Source organism: Synechococcus sp. LA31 (genome assembly GCF_018502385.1).
In the GTDB taxonomy this organism is placed as follows: domain Bacteria; phylum Cyanobacteriota; class Cyanobacteriia; order PCC-6307; family Cyanobiaceae; genus Vulcanococcus.
Genome location: NZ_CP075523.1, coordinates 985,889 through 1,003,122, shown reverse-complemented (window position 1 = coordinate 1,003,122; position 17,234 = coordinate 985,889). Strand labels below are relative to the sequence as shown.

The 17,234-nt window shown below is 64.0% G+C and carries 18 protein-coding genes; 6 read left to right on the top strand and 12 right to left on the bottom strand.

Going from position 1 to position 17,234, the window contains the following annotated elements:
- Nucleotides 1-76: 76 nt before the first annotated feature.
- The 7 genes from KJJ24_RS05410 to KJJ24_RS05380 all read right to left on the bottom strand — a co-directional run bounded on the left by KJJ24_RS05410 (nucleotide 77) and on the right by KJJ24_RS05380 (nucleotide 5,270).
- Nucleotides 77-484, bottom strand: coding sequence for a DUF2996 domain-containing protein (locus KJJ24_RS05410; RefSeq protein ID WP_214342106.1), 408 nt, complete (start codon nucleotides 482-484; stop codon nucleotides 77-79).
- Between the two features lie 58 nt (nucleotides 485-542).
- Nucleotides 543-1,061 carry a hypothetical protein gene (locus KJJ24_RS05405; protein WP_214342104.1) on the bottom strand — a complete coding sequence of 173 codons (519 nt, stop codon included), beginning with the start codon at nucleotides 1,059-1,061 and terminating at the stop codon, nucleotides 543-545.
- Nucleotides 1,062-1,075: 14 nt separating this feature from the next.
- Nucleotides 1,076-1,705, bottom strand: coding sequence for a flavin prenyltransferase UbiX (locus tag KJJ24_RS05400; RefSeq protein ID WP_214342102.1), 630 nt, complete (start codon nucleotides 1,703-1,705; stop codon nucleotides 1,076-1,078).
- A 4-nt stretch (nucleotides 1,706-1,709) separates the two neighbouring features.
- Nucleotides 1,710-4,019 (bottom strand): ribonuclease R family protein, encoded by a 2,310-nt coding sequence (locus KJJ24_RS05395; protein WP_214342100.1) that lies wholly within the window; start codon nucleotides 4,017-4,019, stop codon nucleotides 1,710-1,712.
- A 138-nt stretch (nucleotides 4,020-4,157) separates the two neighbouring features.
- Nucleotides 4,158-4,472, bottom strand: coding sequence for a TMEM165/GDT1 family protein (locus KJJ24_RS05390; RefSeq protein ID WP_214342098.1), 315 nt, complete (start codon nucleotides 4,470-4,472; stop codon nucleotides 4,158-4,160).
- A 4-nt stretch (nucleotides 4,473-4,476) separates the two neighbouring features.
- Nucleotides 4,477-4,881 carry a TMEM165/GDT1 family protein gene (locus tag KJJ24_RS05385; protein WP_250544942.1) on the bottom strand — a complete coding sequence of 135 codons (405 nt, stop codon included), beginning with the start codon at nucleotides 4,879-4,881 and terminating at the stop codon, nucleotides 4,477-4,479.
- A 26-nt stretch (nucleotides 4,882-4,907) separates the two neighbouring features.
- Nucleotides 4,908-5,270: a YkgJ family cysteine cluster protein gene (locus KJJ24_RS05380; RefSeq protein WP_214342096.1), complete on the bottom strand. Its 363-nt coding sequence runs from the start codon at nucleotides 5,268-5,270 to the stop codon at nucleotides 4,908-4,910.
- Between the two features lie 108 nt (nucleotides 5,271-5,378).
- Between KJJ24_RS05380 and psb30 the strand changes: the two genes are divergently transcribed.
- Nucleotides 5,379-5,486: a photosystem II reaction center protein Ycf12/Psb30 gene (gene psb30, locus KJJ24_RS05375; RefSeq protein WP_214342094.1), complete on the top strand. Its 108-nt coding sequence runs from the start codon at nucleotides 5,379-5,381 to the stop codon at nucleotides 5,484-5,486.
- A 75-nt stretch (nucleotides 5,487-5,561) separates the two neighbouring features.
- Here the strand turns inward: psb30 and recJ are convergent, their stop codons facing one another.
- Nucleotides 5,562-7,466, bottom strand: coding sequence for a single-stranded-DNA-specific exonuclease RecJ (gene recJ, locus KJJ24_RS05370; RefSeq protein WP_214342091.1), 1,905 nt, complete (start codon nucleotides 7,464-7,466; stop codon nucleotides 5,562-5,564).
- A gap of 86 nt (nucleotides 7,467-7,552) precedes the next feature.
- On the opposite strand from recJ, the gene KJJ24_RS05365 reads away from it, so the two are divergent.
- From KJJ24_RS05365 to KJJ24_RS05355, 3 genes are read left to right on the top strand one after another with little or no spacing between them, the layout of a single operon-like run.
- Nucleotides 7,553-8,311 (top strand): HAD-IA family hydrolase, encoded by a 759-nt coding sequence (locus KJJ24_RS05365; RefSeq protein ID WP_214342088.1) that lies wholly within the window; start codon nucleotides 7,553-7,555, stop codon nucleotides 8,309-8,311.
- Nucleotides 8,311-8,655, top strand: a complete 345-nt coding sequence (locus KJJ24_RS05360) for a DUF565 domain-containing protein (RefSeq protein ID WP_214342086.1) — start codon at nucleotides 8,311-8,313, stop codon at nucleotides 8,653-8,655. Before KJJ24_RS05365 ends, KJJ24_RS05360 begins: the two co-directional genes overlap by 1 nt.
- Entirely contained in the window at nucleotides 8,652-9,476 is an 825-nt protein-coding gene (locus KJJ24_RS05355; RefSeq protein ID WP_214342083.1) for a hypothetical protein, read from the top strand. Before KJJ24_RS05360 ends, KJJ24_RS05355 begins: the two co-directional genes overlap by 4 nt.
- Here KJJ24_RS05355 and rpmF read toward each other — a convergent pair.
- On the bottom strand, nucleotides 9,467-9,643 hold the full coding sequence (gene rpmF, locus KJJ24_RS05350) for a 50S ribosomal protein L32 (RefSeq protein WP_214342080.1): 177 nt from the start codon (nucleotides 9,641-9,643) through the stop codon (nucleotides 9,467-9,469). The genes KJJ24_RS05355 and rpmF overlap by 10 nt on opposite strands.
- An 87-nt stretch (nucleotides 9,644-9,730) precedes the next feature.
- Between rpmF and ftsH the strand changes: the two genes are divergently transcribed.
- Nucleotides 9,731-11,557: an ATP-dependent zinc metalloprotease FtsH gene (gene ftsH, locus KJJ24_RS05345; RefSeq protein WP_214342077.1), complete on the top strand. Its 1,827-nt coding sequence runs from the start codon at nucleotides 9,731-9,733 to the stop codon at nucleotides 11,555-11,557.
- 3 nt (nucleotides 11,558-11,560) lie between these two features.
- Here ftsH and KJJ24_RS05340 read toward each other — a convergent pair whose 3' ends face one another.
- The 3 genes from KJJ24_RS05340 to thrC form a co-directional block, all read right to left on the bottom strand.
- On the bottom strand, nucleotides 11,561-12,511 hold the full coding sequence (locus KJJ24_RS05340; protein WP_214342074.1) for a cupin: 951 nt from the start codon (nucleotides 12,509-12,511) through the stop codon (nucleotides 11,561-11,563).
- Nucleotides 12,512-12,572: 61 nt separating this feature from the next.
- Complete coding sequence (locus KJJ24_RS05335; RefSeq protein WP_214342071.1) at nucleotides 12,573-12,848, bottom strand: MoaD/ThiS family protein; 276 nt, start codon at nucleotides 12,846-12,848, stop codon at nucleotides 12,573-12,575.
- Nucleotides 12,849-12,908: 60 nt separating this feature from the next.
- Complete coding sequence (gene thrC, locus KJJ24_RS05330) at nucleotides 12,909-14,180, bottom strand: threonine synthase (protein ID WP_214342068.1); 1,272 nt, start codon at nucleotides 14,178-14,180, stop codon at nucleotides 12,909-12,911.
- 161 nt (nucleotides 14,181-14,341) lie between these two features.
- Between thrC and KJJ24_RS05325 the strand changes: the two genes are divergently transcribed.
- Nucleotides 14,342-17,200 carry a UPF0182 family protein gene (locus KJJ24_RS05325; RefSeq protein ID WP_250544941.1) on the top strand — a complete coding sequence of 953 codons (2,859 nt, stop codon included), beginning with the start codon at nucleotides 14,342-14,344 and terminating at the stop codon, nucleotides 17,198-17,200.
- Nucleotides 17,201-17,234 lie beyond the last annotated feature (34 nt).

The window sequence follows — 17,234 nt, the reverse complement described above, 5'->3', positions numbered from 1 at the left end:
AGAGCCCATCGTAGGGGGCTTGCGGCAAGGCCGAGGCCCCGCTTCATCAGCTGCTACCCAACACAACCGGGCTTTCTTAGTTGGCACCGAGCCACTTTTGGCCGTTAAGCCGTTGCACCAGGCGCGACACCAGCAGCGCCAGCGTCATCTTCTTCTCATCGATCAGGAATGATTCCAGCAGGCTGGGCTCGGCTCCTGCCTCGGCCAGGGCGACGGTCTTTGGCGAGGTGATCGCGTCACTGGTGAAGCACAGCCAGAAGCGGCGTGCACCAGGGAGTTCACCGATCACCATCCAGCAGTCGCTGCCCACCACGGGCATCGGTCCCTGCTCAAAGCGGATGCTGCAGGCGGGTCCGCCATAGACCTCGATCTCCTTGGCGATCGCCGGGATCAGCAGGTTGGGCACAAAGTCGGCGAAGGGCTTCTCTTCTAGTGCTGGAGGTTTGGCCGGTTTGGCCTGGGCGGGCTGGGCGGAATCGGTCACCGTCGCAGGCCTCGGGCAATACGCAACCGGACTTTAAAGACCGCCCCAAGCGCCTGGTTCACCAGTCATCGCTCTGGGAGGTTCCCCAATCGTCTGCACTTGTTGTGCTGGCGGGCTCTGCGGGAGCCTTTTGGGCTGATTGGGCTGGCTGGGTTGCTGATCCCTTTCGGATCACGCGGAACGGCACCGAGACCGTTGGAGCCGGTTCGCCGGCGCGACGGGCTGGACCAGCCCATGCCGATGGCCTTGCTTGTTCTTCTCCCCAACCCTCGTTCTGATGCGGAGCTGCTGTGCTCCCATCGCTCCCCATCGGCGGCTCGCTACCACGGCTGCGCCGTACCTGCCGGCGCGGTAGCAGCCCCGACCCTTGCTCTTGCAGGGCCAAGGCGGTGCCGGCGCCGCTGAGGACAGCGCCAACGGTGGCGGCGGCGGCCATCCAGCCACCCACCGGCAAGCTGGCTGAACTCCAGGTGAGCAGTCGCACCTTGACCCATGGCTTCGGGTTGATGGCCGCCACCAGCAACACCGCGAGGAGCGGTGAAAGCAGCGGCAGGAGCAGAAGGCGTTGCAGCACCACGGAGGATCGTTGGCTCAGGGCTGGATCGGACCGCTCCAGCGCTTCAGATTGCCCAGGTCATAACCCAGGCAATCGAACACCCGGATCACCAGAAAATCCACCATCTCTTCGATGCTGCTGGGTTGGTGATACCAGGCCGGCACGGGTGGTGCGATGCGGGCGCCGGCTTCCGCAAGGGCCGTGAGATTGCGTAGGTGCACCAGATTCCAAGGAGTTTCCCGCGGGCAGATCACCAGGGGGCGCCCTTCTTTGAGGTGCACATCAGCGCAGCGCTCCAGTAGATCTGTGGCCACCCCTGAAGCGATCCGACCCACCGCCCCCATCGAGCAGGGCAGGATCACCATGCCGCGGGTGCGGTAGCTGCCACTGGCGATGCCCGTGGCCTGATCGTTCCAGCGGTGACAACGCAGGCTGCCGTTGCTGCACTCTGTGCGCTCCCTCCAGAACACTTCCTGTGCCTCGGGTTCGCTCGGGACGCGCACGCCCAGTTCTGCCTGCCACACGCCGATCGCCCCGCGGCTGACGACCAGCTCCACCTGCTCACCAGCCTGCAGCAGCAGTTGCACGGCCCGTTGAGCCAGTGGCTGGGCACTGGCGCCTGATACGGCCAGAACCACTGGTCCGTTTGCCGCGCTGGAGTTCAAAGGCTCATTCCTCGCCGCCGTTCAGCTCGCCATCCCCAGATTCATCTGGTCCGTCCTGCTCGGCGCCATCAGGGGTGTATTCCTCGTAGCCCTCCGGCAGCACCACGGCTAGATCGATCTGGTGGCGCAGCACATCCACCTTCTGGATGGTGACCTCCACAGCATCACCGAGCATGTAGCTGCGGCGATTTTTACGGCCCACCAGGCGGTTCTGACGCGATCGGTACTCGTACCAGTCGTCTTTGAGGGAGCTCACATGCACAAGCCCCTCCACTTGGGAGGGCGGTACCTCCACGAAGAAGCCATAGCTCTGCACACCGCTGATCACACCGGTGAGGGTTTGGCCCACCAGCGGCTCGGCTTGACGGGCCTGGGCCATCGCCAGTGCATCAGCCTGAAGGTCGGCGGTGAAGCGGCAGCGGCCGTTGAGGCGATGCAGCAGGGCAATGCTTCGGCCTTCCTCCAGGGGTTGGATCTGGCTGGGAGGCAGCAGTGGCCAGTCGATCAGGCCATGGCTGCTATCACCAGCGATGTCGACGCGTGTCTTGTGGCGAACGGAGGGTCTGTCTTTGCCTTCGCTGAGGAGCAGCGACAGCACGTGCTGGTTCCAGAGGTCGGCATAGTGCAGGCCTGGGCAACACCAGGGCGCCAAGGCTGTGGTTTCACCGGCTAGGGCGTTGGCACCGGCTTCAGCGCTGAAGCTCACGGGCTTGAGGGGATCCCGCAGTTGTTGCTGGAGCACGCGGCAGCGATCGCTGCCGGCAAAGGCCTGGGCGAGTTCCTGGGCCGTGGCATTGCCGTCGGCCGAGAGCTCTAGGGGGATCTCGAGGGCAAGAGCTGCCTTGGCCACATCATTGAGGGCTTCGGCCTCTGGGGCGGGATTCACGGCATAGATGGCCGGCAGCTCGAGGGCGCAGAGGTGGCGGCCGAGGGCCCGGTGGGCCGGAAGCACCAGCTCACGCAGCAGGCCCGCTGGTTCCGTTGCCGGATCCAACTGAACCAGCCAGCCCTGGCGGCTTTCATCTGGCTCTGGCACGGCCAGATCGCCCAGCCCTTCGATGGCTGGCATGGCCAGGTCGAGATCAATCGAACCGCTGGCCAGGCGTTTCTGGCGCAACACCTCAGCCAGGGCAATCAACTGCTCGAGCAGCGGCAACTGGTCTTTGAGGGCTTTCAGGGCCGCTGGGGTCGTGCGGGCCTTGGGTTTGCGTTCTGCCAGGGCCGTGAGTGCCTTGGCATCTACCAGCCCATCGGGCTTAATCGTGCTTCGGCAGAAGCGATAGTGCTGGAGATCGCCCTCAGGGCTGAGCTCCAACACCACAGACAGGGCGGCTTCGGCGCTGCCTGCCTTAAATGCGGCGGCTTTGGTGAGATTGGCTGGCAGCAAGGGAATCCATTTGCGGCCCAGGCAGAGGGCTTCTGCTTGATCGCGAAGATGCAGATCGAGGGCGCCAGCGAAACCGAGGCGCTCCGCCACGGCCGGTGCATGCACCCAAAGCTTGTGACCGGTTTCGCTGCTTTCCAGAGAAACAGCCGGCAGGATTGGGGCATCGGCGCTGCTCCAAGGCTGCAGCAGAAAGGTTGGCAGGGCCGTGAGATCCTCACGGTCTTTGCTCTCCGGGCTCTTGAGCGTGGCTCTCGGGGCCGCAGGACGTTCGCGTAGGCCATGCTTGGTGATCAGCAGATCGAGATCCGCTTCGGGGCCGGCGTTCACCGCCAGGCTGCGGGCTACATGGCCCTGGGAGGGGAGCTGACCCACCGGGTAGCGGTCAACCCTCACCTCCACCACGGCTTCATCGGCCGGTTTGAGGTATTGGCTGTCGGTGGAAGGAAGCTCGATGTTCGTGAGCAGGCGGTCGTCGAGGGGCACCGCTAGCAGGCGTTCGTTGTGCTGCTCCACCTGGGCCAGCAGGCTGGTGGTGTTGCGTTCGAGGATGCACTGCACACCACCTTCGGGGGAGCGGCGGCGGCCGCCCTCGCGGGTAATGCGCACGAGCACGCGATCGCCGTTCCAGGCGTGGTTGAGCTGATTGTCCCGGATGTAGATGTCTTCGCCGCCGTCTTCACGCAGGGCGAAGCAGAAGCCCTTGCTGCTGCAGCGCAGGCGAGCCTCGATTAGGTCTTCATCCTCAACGCGGCTGATGCCTTGATCCGTTTCCTGAAGCACGCCCACCCGCACCAGGGCCGTCAGGGCAATGCGCAGTTGTTGCTGCTCGCTTGGGCTGCCCAGCCCCAGGGCCTTTTCAAGGGTGCTGAGGCTGAGCTGCTCCTGAGCGGGGAGCTGGTCGATCAGGTTGGCGACCGTGAAATTCATGGTGTTCAGGGTGCATCGGTGACGCCATACGGGTGACGCAGAACGCCCCGACGGTTTTGGTGCCTGGTTCTGGAGACGGCCAACGCCCCCGGAACTGCACGATTGGAATCAATCTAAACAGCGAACGGCCGCTCGTCTTCAGGCCCCGCCCCTGGGTTCATCGGCGGCTTCAGGGGCATCACCTCCCGCCTTCAGCAGCAGGCGCGTTCCGATCACCAGGAAGCCCACCGATGCGGCCAGCTGCAGGGCATCGGGTGGGATCACCGCTGACAGCGATCCGCCTGCTCCGGCCCCCAGCAGGCTGGCGAGCACAAGCGCGGCCGAGCTACCGGCAAACACAGCACCGCTGCGGCTGGATGTGCCGCTGATCGTCACGATTGCAAGCTGGGTCTTATCGCCCAGTTCCGCCAGAAACACGGTGGCGAACGTGGAAGCCAGCAAGGGGAGCTGCATCAGATCACGTGAGAGGGAACATGCTCATGGCCGCTTGCCGGCCCAACCAGAGACCTAAGCCGATCATCAGGATTCCGGCCAGACGCTCCAGTTGCTGCGGAGGCAGGACCCGCGAGAGCCAGCGGCCCAGCAGCACCCCCACCAGGCTGGAGCTGATCAGGGCTAGGGAGGCGCCCACGAACACCAGGACTGGCCTGCCTGATTCCGCTGACAGCAGCAGGGCTGCCAGCTGCGTTTTGTCCCCCAGTTCCGCCAGGAACACCGTGGTGAAGGTGGTGAGGAACACCGCTCCGAAACTGCCCGCTTTGCCGTTGGAGGGGCTGTCGTTGTCGGTGGCCGCTGTGGAGGTTGGGGCAGTGGTCTGATCTGTGGCGATGTCGGCCTGGGGAATCTCGCTGGGGTCGGCCATCAGCTCGGCGGAGGGAGGTGCGGGTCTCAGGGAGCCGGCTGGCGGATCGCCTGTTCGAAGCGCTTCATCACCATGCCACGACCGCCGTGCTCACAGCGGATCTGCTGGCGGCAGCAGGCGATGGCGAAGTCGTTCGCCTCCTCGTCTGCGACCCCAAACAAGCCGGCAAGATTGTTGACCCGGCAAAAGAAGGGGCGGTCGTCGTAGATGCGGCAGCTGCTGGAGCCGGTGTCGTAATGGATGCACCAGCCGTCAGGCCCCACCATCTCTAGATACTGCTGCTGTTGCTCTGCGCTGAGGGCTTCCAGTGCTTCATTCCGCTCGCCCGGGTCGAGCCGGCAGCACGATCCGCAGCCGCTGATGCAACGCCAGTGCAGTTGATCGCTCATCGCCCTCGCTGTGACAACCCGTCACAGCAGCTTGCAGGAGCGTCGCTACGCCAGGGGTGCAGACCGTAATGTGGGATTTGAACATTCACCCTGCAGAGCCGCCCTCCCATGGGAATCGATTTCCATCTGATCGCCAACTTTGCGGCCCTGTTCCTGATCACCGTTGCGGGCCCCGCTGTGATCTTCATCCTGTTCTATCGGCGCGGCGCTCTCTGAGCCTCCGCATTTCAAGGTCTTCTTTTTCAAAGCCCCAGGTCGTCATTGCGCCCTGGGGCTTTGTCATGACTGGTCTCAGGCCGCCAGCCCCATGGCCATGGCGGCGTCTTGAAGTAGGGCCTGCACGTAAGGATGATCGTTATTGGGATGGTTGCTGTAGAAGCCGCCTGAGGTGGCTAGATCCGGCTGTCCGCGTAGTTCATCGCCGGCGGCATTGCGGATCACCAGTGCGTCGCCATCGCGGCTGACCCAGTAGTGGCGGTTGCTGCGCTCGAGCAGCACTGTGTCGCCTGAGCTGGCCCGCAACGCGGCGAGCTCCAGTTGCAGTTGTTCGGTGCCATTCCAGCGGTTGAGCCGCAGCTGGAACGCCACATCCACCTCCTTGGGCAGAGTCTCGCCGCCCCCCCAGCGCCAAGCGATCGCTCGCATCGTGGCCTCACCCTGGCGCAGGGTGAGCTGAAGATGGCCGCCGCGCAGTAGCCGCTGCTGGCTGATGCAGCAGCGGCTGCTCCAAAACAGCGGTGCCGGGTGGCCGCTGCCAAAGGGCTCCAGCCTCTGCAACTCTCGCCAGAAGCTGGAGGTGAGTTGCTCCAGATTCACTAGGGCTTCAGGCTCCACCAGCCTCACCCCCCCCTGCTCCTCAAGCCAGCTGCGGGCGCGCTGATTTAGCCGCTCATGTAAGGCGGTGAGCTGCTCTGCTCGCACGGTGAAGCCTCCGGCGGCCGGGTGGCCGCCATGGCGCTCCAGCAGGTCGCTGCAGGCCTGCAGTGCTGTATCCACAGCGAACCCCCGCGGAGCCCGCACCGAAGCCCGCAGACGCCCCTCTCCCTCGGCAGCCAGCAAGGCCACTGGCAGGCCGAAATGATCCACCAGGCGTGCGGCCACGATGCCGATCACCCCGTGGTGCCAATGGCTCTGGGCCAACAGCAGAAACGGACTGCGCTGCTCGCCGTCGGCTTCCACCAGAGCCCGTGCCTCCGCTTCGATGGCATCGCAGAGGTCGCGGCGTTGGCGGTTGAGCTGTTCGCACTGGCGCGCCAGCTCCAGGGCTTCCTCGCGGTCGTTGGTGGTGAGTAGATCCACCACCAGCTGCGGATCGCCCAGTCGGCCTACGGCGTTGATCCGCGGGGCGATCTGAAATCCCACCGCCGTGGCGTCTATAGGGGCATCGTCGATGCCTGCGACCTGTTGCAGCGCCTGCAGGCCCACCAGGCCACTGCGCTTGAGGGCAGGTAGCCCATCCATCAGCCAGCGCCGGTTGACACCCTGCAGGGGAGCCATATCAGCGATGGTCCCGATGCAGAACAGGTCGCGGGCCATCGCCAGCCCTTGTTCGGAGCGGCAGTTCCGCGCCAGGGCGATGGCCAGCACGTAGGCCAGACCCACGCCCGCAAGACCGCGGTAAGGCGAGCGATCAGGTGTGCAGGCCGGGTGCAGCAGAGCCAGAAGGGGTGGCAGCTCTTCGGGCAGGGTGTGGTGATCGGTCACGATCACGTCCACCTGCAGCTCTTTGGCCCGCAGTAGAGCTTCGCGGGCGGCCACACCGTTGTCCACGGTGACCAGCAAACGGATGCCGTCGGCTGCCAGCCGCTCCACCATGCCGCTGTTGAGCCCGTAGCCATCCTCCTGCCTGCTGGGGATAGCGGCCTGCGGCTGGGCTCCCAGCAAGCGGAGTACACCAACCAGCAGGGCGGTGCTGGTCATGCCGTCGGCGTCGTAGTCGCCGCAGATGGCCAAGGGTTCATGGTCTTTGCAGGCCTGGCGCAGCCTCTGCACTGCCTTGCCGAGATCGGGAAAATGGCGCCGTGCATCCGGTGCATCCGGTGGCTCCAGCAGCACAGCAATCGCTTCGGGATCCTCATAACCCCGCCGCTGCAGCGCAGAGAGCAGGGGATCGCTTAACCCGCTGCTGCGCAGCTCGGGGTTGATCTGAACTGGGGCGGGCAATTGCCAGCGCTGCTCGGAGGGTTGAGGGAGCAACGCAGGCGGATCGCAAGGCCTTCATTGTGGAGGGCGCCAGGGCGGCGTCTACTCCGTAATGTGCAAGCCCTACACAGGCGAATGGGATGGGAGCTGGCCTTGCGGCACTGCTCTGGGATGTGGATGGCACCCTCGCTGAAACAGAGCTGGATGGCCATCGCCTGGCCTTCAACCGCGCTTTTGCTGATGCGGGGCTTCCCTGGCATTGGGATGTGCCGCTTTATCAGCAGTTGGTGCGAATTAGCGGCGGCCGCGAGCGCATCGCCCACTTTCTGCGGCAGGTGGAAGGGAGCTCACCTGAACCGCAGCAGGTGGAGCGTCTGCAGGCTGCCAAGCAGTGCCATTACCGCAACCTCGTGGCCAACGGTGGTCTGCAGCTCCGGCCCGGTGTCGAGCGCTTGATTGGCAGCGCTGCTGCCGCCGGTGTCACGCAGGTGATCGTGACCACCAGCGGCAGGCAGGCGGTGCGTGCCTTGTTGGATCAGTTGCTCCCGCAGCACGAGAGCTGCTTTTTGTTCTGGGTGTGTGGTGAGGATGTGCAGTGCAAGAAGCCCAACCCTGCCGCTTACCGGCTGGCTCTGGAACGCCTGGCGCTACCACCGCAGCACGTGGTGGCTCTTGAGGATTCCGCCAATGGCCTGGCGGCTGCCGTCGGAGCTGGCATCACCACGGTGGTGACCCGGAGTGGTTGCAGTGCCACCGAGCCCCCCGAGGCTTTCGCGGCTGCCGCTGCCGAGGTCGACCACCTTGGCGATGTCGATCGACCGTTGCAGGTTCATCGCGGTGCCGCTTGCCCTGAGGGTCAGGTCACGCTGTCCTATCTGCAGCAGCAGCTGCCGGCTTGATGACGCGTCTTCCGCTTCAGCGCACGCGGCTCGATGGCGTGCAGCGCCGTTTGGGAACGCAACTGCTCGGAGGCTTTCGCGGAAGCTGGCGGCGGCGGAGCCTTTCGGTGCTGGCTTTGCTGCTGGGGTTCTATGCGGGCGAGAACCTCACAGCGCTGTGGCTCGAGCAGGTTGGGATGCGCCCGGTGGTGGTGCTTGTGATGGTGCTTGGGCTTGAGTTGTTGGTGCGGTTGCGCACCCGATTCGTGGGTGAGCGCCCGACTTTGGCTTGGTTGATGGCCGACAACCTGCGCCTTGGTGTGGTGTATGCGGTTGTTCTGGAAGCCTTCAAGCTCGGTTCATGAGCTTCGAGGACGATCTGCTCGTTTGGCTGGATCAGCAGCGTCGGCTTGGCAGCAGGCCGGTGATTGGTCTGAATGGTCCCGTGGGAGCGGGCAAGAGCACCCTTGCGCTGCAGCTGCAGCAGCGTGCCGCTGCGGCGGACCTAAAGCTGGCTGTGGCCTCCATCGATGACGCCTACCTGCCCTGGCAGGCACGGCTCGAGGCCATGGCTGGTAATCCCTTCGGTGTCAGCCGAGTTCCGCCCGGTAGCCATGACCCGCAGGCTTTGCTCAAGCCGATCAGGGCCTGGCGCGGGAACGCCGAGGGACATCTGCACCTGCCGCGCTTCGATAAGACGCTTCACCAGGGCGTCGGTGATCGCGTGGCGGGTTGGAGCGGTGATGCAGACGCTTTACTCCTGGAGGGGTGGCTGGTGGGTTGCCAGCCCATTGCGGATCTCACAAGCATCCAACGTCTGGCGCCATGTCGAGATCTCAAGGCCGCCGAGCAGGCCTGGATGCTGCGTTGCAACAAGGCGCTTGAGGCTTATCAGCCTCTCTGGGCGGCCCTTGATTGCTTGGTGATGCTTTGGCCGCTGCGTTGGAGCCACCCGCTGCGGTGGCGGATCCAAGCGGAGGCGCGTCAGCGCCGCACAGGTGGCGGGTGGATGGCTCCAGCTGAGGTGAGACAGCTCGTGAGAGCCAGCTTGAACTCGCTTCCACCCGAGGTGTTCCAGCGCCCGGTGCTGGCCAAGGCCAACTGGGTGCGGGTGCTTGACGGCAGGCGCCGCGCGCTGTGGGAGGGCAGCGGCAGTGCTGCCCCAGCCTGGTTGGATCAGCCTTGATCGGCCTCGTCTTCAGCCACGGGGTACACAAAGCCCTGTGCGCGGCCGCTGAGGACAGCCTTACCAATCGACAGAGCCTTCTGAGCGGCAACGGCAGCCTTGCCTTTCCAGGTGGCATGGCGCTGGTTGCGCTTGCCCTTGGAGGTTTTCTTCTTGGGAACAGCCATCCCGCTTCGTTTCAGCCAAACCAAGAGTTTCCATTGCCGCCTTCCCTTTCGTCAAATCGCTAAGGTGATTGCAAGCTTCAGGCCCGTGTGAGCAGCAGCGAATCCTCTGATCTGCCGGCAAATCTGGGGCTGGCCCGAGCTCCGCAGCCCAGTTACAGCCGACTGCTGGAACAGCTTCGCGCCGGCAAAGTGAAAGAGCTGGTGCTCTCGCCCGGTCAGCGGGAGGTGAAGGTCACCTACGCCGATGGCAAGCGGGTCAACGTTCCGGTCTTCAGCAACGACCAGGTGCTGCTACGCACCGCACAGGAGGCGCGCGTTCCTCTCACCGTGCGTGATGAGCGCCAAGACCAGGCCACCGCCAGCCTGGTCTCGAACGGTCTGCTGTTGCTCCTGCTCTTCGGGGGTCTTGTTCTCTTGCTGCGCCGCTCGGCTCAGGTGGCCAACCGTGCCATGGGTTTCGGGCGCAGTAAGGCCCGCATGGTGCAACCGGAAGCGGCCGTGTCGGTGCGATTCGAGGATGTGGCTGGCATTCAAGAGGCGAAGGAAGAGCTGCAGGAAGTGGTGGCCTTCCTGAAGGAACCGGAGCGTTTCACCGCTGTTGGTGCAAGGATTCCCAAGGGTGTGCTGCTGGTTGGCCCGCCGGGAACCGGCAAGACGCTGCTGGCCAAGGCGATTGCCGGAGAAGCCGGGGTGCCGTTTTTCTCGATGGCGGCCTCTGAGTTTGTGGAGCTGTTTGTTGGTGTTGGTGCCAGCCGTGTGCGTGATCTGTTCCGGCAGGCCAAAGAGAAGTCTCCCTGCATCGTGTTCATCGACGAGATCGATGCAGTGGGCCGGCAGCGCGGTGCCGGCATCGGTGGTGGCAACGACGAGCGGGAGCAGACCCTCAATCAGCTGCTCACCGAGATGGATGGCTTTGCCGAGAATTCGGGCGTGATCTTGCTCGCTGCCACCAATCGCGCTGATGTGTTGGATACGGCGCTGATGCGTCCGGGCCGCTTCGACCGGCGCATCCACGTGGATCTGCCTGATCGCCGCGGCCGCGAAGCCATCCTGGCGGTGCATGCCCGCAGCCGGCCCCTGGATCCTAAGGTGTGCCTGGCCGACTGGGCTAGCCGCACCCCAGGCTTCTCTGGCGCTGATCTCTCGAATCTTCTCAACGAGGCGGCCATTCTCACCGCCCGTCGTGATCGTTCCTGCATTGATGACGCCGCCCTCGGTGACGCCCTGGAGCGCATCACCATGGGGCTCACGGCGGCTCCCCTGCAAGACAGCGCCAAGAAACGCCTGATTGCTTATCACGAAATCGGTCACGCCTTGATCACCACCTTGCTGCCGGCGGCCGATCGGCTCGACAAAGTGACCCTGCTGCCCCGAGCCGGCGGTGTGGGTGGATTTGCGCGCACCATGCCCGATGAGGAAGTGCTTGATTCAGGGCTGATCAGCAAGGCTTACCTGCAGGCGCGCCTGGTGGTGGCGATGGGGGGCCGAGCTGCTGAGCTTGTGGTGTTCGGCCCAAGCGAGATCACCCAGGGTGCCGCTGGTGATCTGGAGATGGTGAGCCGTATCGGCCGCGAGATGGTGACGCGCTACGGCTTTTCATCACTGGGCCCTGTATCACTTGAGGGTGAAGGCCATGAAGTGTTCCTCGGGCGCGACTGGTTGCGCTCGGAGCCGCACTATTCCCAGGAAACGGGTAATCGCATTGATGCCCAGGTGCAGCAGTTGGCTCGCGCCTCTCTCGCTCAAGCTGTGGCGCTGCTCCAGCCCCGCCGTGCGTTGATGGATGAGCTTGTCAACCTGCTGATCGCGCGCGAAACCATTGAAGGTGCCGAGTTTGCTGCACTGGTTGAACGCAGCGAGCCAACGACTGAGAGCTCAGCAACAGAGATCTCAGTTACGGCTGTGACGTCCTGAACATCAGGTGAAGCGGATGTCGAGGCTGCGCAGGTAGGTCTGCAAGCCGGCATCTTGGATGGGCAGTAACCATGCTGGTTCCCCGCTCTCATTCACGTGGGAATGCCAGTGGCCGGGGGGTGTGATGAAGGCTCCACCTGATTGCCAGTCGATGCGTTTCGGGTTGCGGATATCGCCCTCCGCATTGAGCTCAGTGCCCACAAGGGTGTAAACCCCTGGTTGACACGTGATGATCAAATCGAGCGCGACCGATTGATGGCGGTGGGGTGCCTGGGTGCTGCCGGCAGGCACGATGCCGAACATCGCCCAGAGCACGTGGGTCACCGTGCGTGTGCTGGGAAGATCCCGGTTGGCCAGCAGCAGGCTGATCCGGTTGCTGTTGCTGCTGCCGGGTTGGTTGGCTAGCTCCAGGAGCTCGGCCTGTAGCCAGGCGGCATCGTAGTGGGTGGCCTGGAAGCGAGGCGCCGAAGGCGTAACGCCCAGGTAATCCAGCAGGGGTGCATCGTGCACCCAGTACAGAGCGCTGTTGGTGTGGGCCTCCAGCAGAGGTGTGCCACCGGCTGGCAACACAAACAGATCGCCTTGCTGCCACAGGATCTCGCGGTCGCTTCCACCGGAGTGGCGGGAGCGGCAGACGCCCGAGCCGGAGAGCACGAAGAACAGCGAACTGGTGGCGTTTGCGGCAGCCCGAACGCCTTCTTCTGCGGCGATCCGGATGAAATGGGCGGCCAGTCCAGGGCTGGTGGCTGGCCCCTTCACCCCGAGTTCAGCACTGAGATCGAGCGGCAGAACGGCCGTTGGTCCTTGGCTGTGGAGTTCAGGTCCCCAGCAGCGGTAAGGGATCGGTTCGGTGAGCCCAGATCGAACGGGATTTGCTGCCTGGCGGTAGTCAAACAGCAGCGCTTTGCCTGCCAACTGCTCGTCTTGGCGCTGGCGCTCAGGAGCCTGGGTCATGGAACCACTCTGGCGGGGTGGTGGGTGCGGCGACTGCCGGATCGGCTACAGACGCGGATGTTCAGCCGCCGGCTACGGCAGGAACGATGCTCACTTCATCACCGTCGTTGAGGGCGGTGGCTTGGTTGTCGAGGAAGCGGATGTCCTCGCTGTTCACATACACATTGAGAAAACGGCGCAGCTTGCCGGCCTCGTCGCAAAGGCGGGCTTTGAGGCCGGGATAGCGACCTTCGAGGGCATCGATCAGGCTGTCCACGCTGGTGGCGTCGAGCGCAACGCTGGCTTCGTCGTTGGTGAACTTCTGAAGGGGAGTGGGGATCAGAACCTGAACGGGCATGGGTCGTGGATGGATCGAAACTGAACAGAGAACGAGCAGGCACCTATGGGGTGCTCAGGCTCAGGCAGGGGCTTGAGCCTGCTGCCACGCGGCGTTGAAGCTGTCGAGTTGCGCTTCGATCGTGTAGGGCTTGCCGATGGCGTCCGCCACGGCCTCGGTGGTTTTGAGGCCATTGCCAGTGATGTAAGCCACGGTGCGCTCATCAGGGTTGATTTTGCCCTGCTCCACCAGCTTCTTCAGCACCGCAATCGTGGTGCCGCCAGCGGTTTCGGTGAATACACCTTCCGTTTCCGCCAGGAGCTTGATGCCATCGATGATTTCGGCATCCGTCACATCGGCGATGCTGCCGCCGGTGCGGTTGGCGATGTCGATGGCATAGGGGCCATCGGCCGGATTGCCGATCGCGATCGACTTGGCAACGGTGTTGGGTTTCACCGGTGTAATGAAGTCACGACCTTCGCGGAAGGCGGTGGCGATGGGGTTGCAGCCCTCGGCCTGCGCGCCACTGAAGCGCACGGCTTTCTCTTCCACCAGGCCGCATTTGATGAATTCATCGAAACCTTTGCGGATCTTGGTGAACAAGGAACCGGAGGCCAGGGGCGCCACGATGTGATCGGGCAGCTCCCAGCCCAGCTGCTCGATCACCTCATAGCCGAGGGTCTTGGAGCCTTCGGAGTAGTAGGGGCGCAGGTTGATGTTCACGAAGCCCCAGCCGTAGGTGTTGGCTACCTCCGAGCACAGGCGGTTCACCTGGTCGTAGTTGCCCTTCACCGCCATCAGGGTGGGGTTGTAAATCAGCGTGCCGAGCACCTTGCCCAGCTCCAGATCGCTGGGGATGAAGACGCAGCACTCCAATCCGGCGTGGGCAGCAATGGCGGCTGTGGAGTTCGCCAGGTTGCCAGTGGAAGCGCAGCTCACCGTGGTGAAGCCCAGCTCGCGGGCGCGGGTGAGGGCCACGCTCACCACCCGGTCTTTGAAGGAGAGCGTCGGCATGTTCACGCCGTCGTTCTTGATGTAGAGGCTCTTCAGCCCCAGGCGCTTGGCCAGGTTGTTGGCCTTCAGCAACGGGGTAAAGCCAGTACCCACATCGATGGGGTCGCCCGCAATGGGCAGAAATTCGCGGTAACGCCAGATGGAGGCGGGGCCGGCTTCGATCGTGGCGCGGCTGACACGGCTCTTGATCGCTTCATAGTCGTAGACCACCTCAAGCGGACCGAAGCAGACGTCTTCGCACACGTGGCGGGCGCCCGCTTCATAGGGATGGCCGCATTCCTTGCACTTCAAGCCCGTGAAGGTGGGGCCCAGGGTGGAGCGGGAGAGGGTGGCTGTCACGTTCACACCGTCAAGGTGGACTGACGCTAGCAGCGCAATTCAGATCGCTTGATAAAAGCCGATCTATTGGCTCGGGTATTGGCTTGTCGCGTTGCGGGCGCCCTCTGCGGCTTGACCGGGGGTTGCGGCTGCTTAGCCTCGGCCAGTGCTCGGTTCACTCCTTGCGGCTTTCCGTTCCTGCCCTGAAGCGGGCTTTGCGCTGGCTGGGTTGGCTGGCCATCGGCATGGGGGTGCTGGTGCTGGTGCCCCGCCTGGTGATCGAGGCCCAGTGGTTTGGGCAGTTCAACAGCCAATCGGTGGTGTTGCGCCGTTGGGCTTTGCAGTTGGTGGCCTTTGCCCTCGTGTTTGGCCTTGGTGTGCCCCTGCAGTTGCATCAGCTCCAGCGCTGCTGGCGCCTGCGCCAGCGGGCCGCGCGTAAAACCCTGCCGGCTGACCCGCTGGTGCCGCTTGGCCCGCCCTTGTTATTGGCATTGCTGGCGGCGCTGCTGATTTTGCTGGCCGGTGGCCTCACCTATTTGATGGTTCAGGCCAGTGATCTGATCGCTGAGCCGTTCAGCGGTGATGTGATCACAGGGATTCCGGTGCTGGCGGATCTGCCGCCTTGGTTGTTTCTGGGGTTGGCGGTGGCGCTGCTGCCCCTGCTGTTGATTTGGCCTTACACCAGCCTCCAGGTGGCCTTGGCGGCAGCCTTGGCAGGGTCGGCCACCGCTGTGGCTCGTGGTTGGAGCCTCTGGTTGCCCGCTCTGCTGGCGGTGCCATTCGGTGAGCGCGATCCCCTCACCGGCTTCGATTTGAGTTTTACGGTACTGCGGCTTCCGGCGTTGCACCTGCTGGTGAGTGTGGTGTTGGTGCAAGGCCTGGTGGGTTTGGCCGGCTGCCTCTGGCTCACCTTTAGTGAGGGCAACAGCCTTTCGGAGCTTCGCTTCCCGGGGCTCAACCGTGAGCAGCAGCGGGTGCTGCAGCCCCAGTTGGCGGTGCTGGCTCTGACGGGATCCCTCAGCAATGCTCTTGCCCCCTTCAACCTGATGCTGCACGGCAGCGGGGTGGCGGCCGGTGCGGGCTTTGTCGATCTGCATGTGCGGCTTCCTCTGCGCCTGCTGCTGGCTCTGTTGCTCTTGCTCACGGGCATCGGCCTGCTGGTGCCGATCCCCCGCCGTTGGCTTCACCGCGGTGCTCTGCTGCCGCTGCTGTCCACCACCTTGCTGGTGCCGTTCACCGAATGGGTGGTGGCACCGGTGGTGCAGCGCATTTGGGTGCAACCGCGCGAGCTTGCCCTTGAAACCCCCTATCTGCGCCGAACCATTGCGGCGACCCGCCGTGCCTTCGGTCTGGAGGCTGTGCGTGAGGTGGATCTGGAGCCGCGGCAGGAGCTCACGCCCAACGATCTCAAAGCGGCGCCCGGCACCCTGGCCAATGTGCGTCTCTGGGACAGCGGCCCGCTACTGGAGGCGAATCGTCAGTTGCAGCAGCTGCGCCTCTACTACCGCTTTCCCTCGGCGGCAGTGGATCGCTACCCGCTCAATGACGACCCCGAGCGCCAGGGAAAGCAGCAGGTGTTGATCGCCGCCCGAGAGCTTGATACCTCGGCTCTGGCCAAGAATTCCCGCACCTGGTTGAACCGCCACCTGGTGTTCACCCACGGCTACGGCTTCACCGTGTCGACGGTGAATGCCTCCGGGCCGGATGGTTTGCCGCTGTATTTCGTGAAGGACCTAGGCCGCAGCGGCAGGGTGCAGGGCATTCCGCAACTGGGCATCAGCAATGAGCAGGCCCAACGGGCTTTGCCGGTGGGTCGCCCCAAGCTCTACTTCGCTTCCGACCGGGCGCCTTATGCGATCGCGCCCACCCAGGTGCGCGAATTCGATTACCCGGAGGGTGATCTGAACGTGTACTCCCACTACGACGGCCTGGCCGGTGTGCCGATCCATGGCCCCATCGATCGGGTGATGGCGGCGATCTATCTGTGGGAACCGAGGCTGCTGTTCACCGGCTCCCTCACCACCTCCTCACGGCTGCTGATGCGCCGGCAGGTGAACGAACGGCTTACAGCTCTGGCTCCGTTCCTGCGCTTCGAGAGCAAGCCCTACCTGGTCACCGCCAGGGTGAACAACGTGCCGGGCTTTCAAAACGACCATCACCAGTACTGGCTGCTGGATGGTTTCACAGTGAGCCGCAGTTATCCCTACTCCGACCCCAATCCCAGTGGTATCCGCTATTTCCGTAACCCGGTGAAGGCGGTCGTGGATGCGTACAACGGCCATGTGTGGCTCTACGTAAGCGATCCAAGCGACCCGGTGCTGCGTACTTGGAAGCGGGCCTTCCCGGACCTGTTCAAGCCGCTGTCGGCGATGCCCCCGGAGCTGCTTGCTCACATTCAGGTGCCCCAGAGCCAGTTTCAGGTGCAGGCGGAGCGCTTGCTCCGCTACCACGTCACCGATGTGCGCACCTTCTACAACGGTGACGACGTGTGGGCTATCCCTCAGGAGATTTACGGCGACAGCACCGCGCCGGTGCGGCCCTATCACGTGACGATGCAGCTGCCCGGGGAAGCACGACCGGAGTTCGTGCTGCTGCTGCCGTTCACGCCGCTGCGCCGCGCCAACATGGTGGGCTGGCTGGCAGCCCGCAACGACACGCCGAATTACGGCGAGCTGCTGCTGGCACGCTTCCCGCAGCAGCGCCTGCTGTTGGGTCCGCAACAGGTGTCGGCCCTGATTGAGCAGGATCCGGCGATTAGCTATCAGTTTGGCCTCTGGAACCGCGATGGTTCCAAGCTGATCCGCGGCAATTTGCTCGTGATGCCGGTGGGCAAGGGATTGCTCTATGTGGAGCCTATCTACCTCCAGAGCAACAACAACGGACTGCCCACGCTGGTGCGAGTGGTGGTTACTGATGGGCGCCGCTTCGTGATGGAGCGCAACCTTGATGCAGCGCTAGAGCAGCTGGTAGCGGCTCGGCCCCGGCCTTTGCCTCAGGCCCTCACCCTGCCTGATCCTGCAGCAGCAGTTCCATTGCCCTGATCGGAGCAGCAGCGGCGTGCGGCCAATAAAAAAG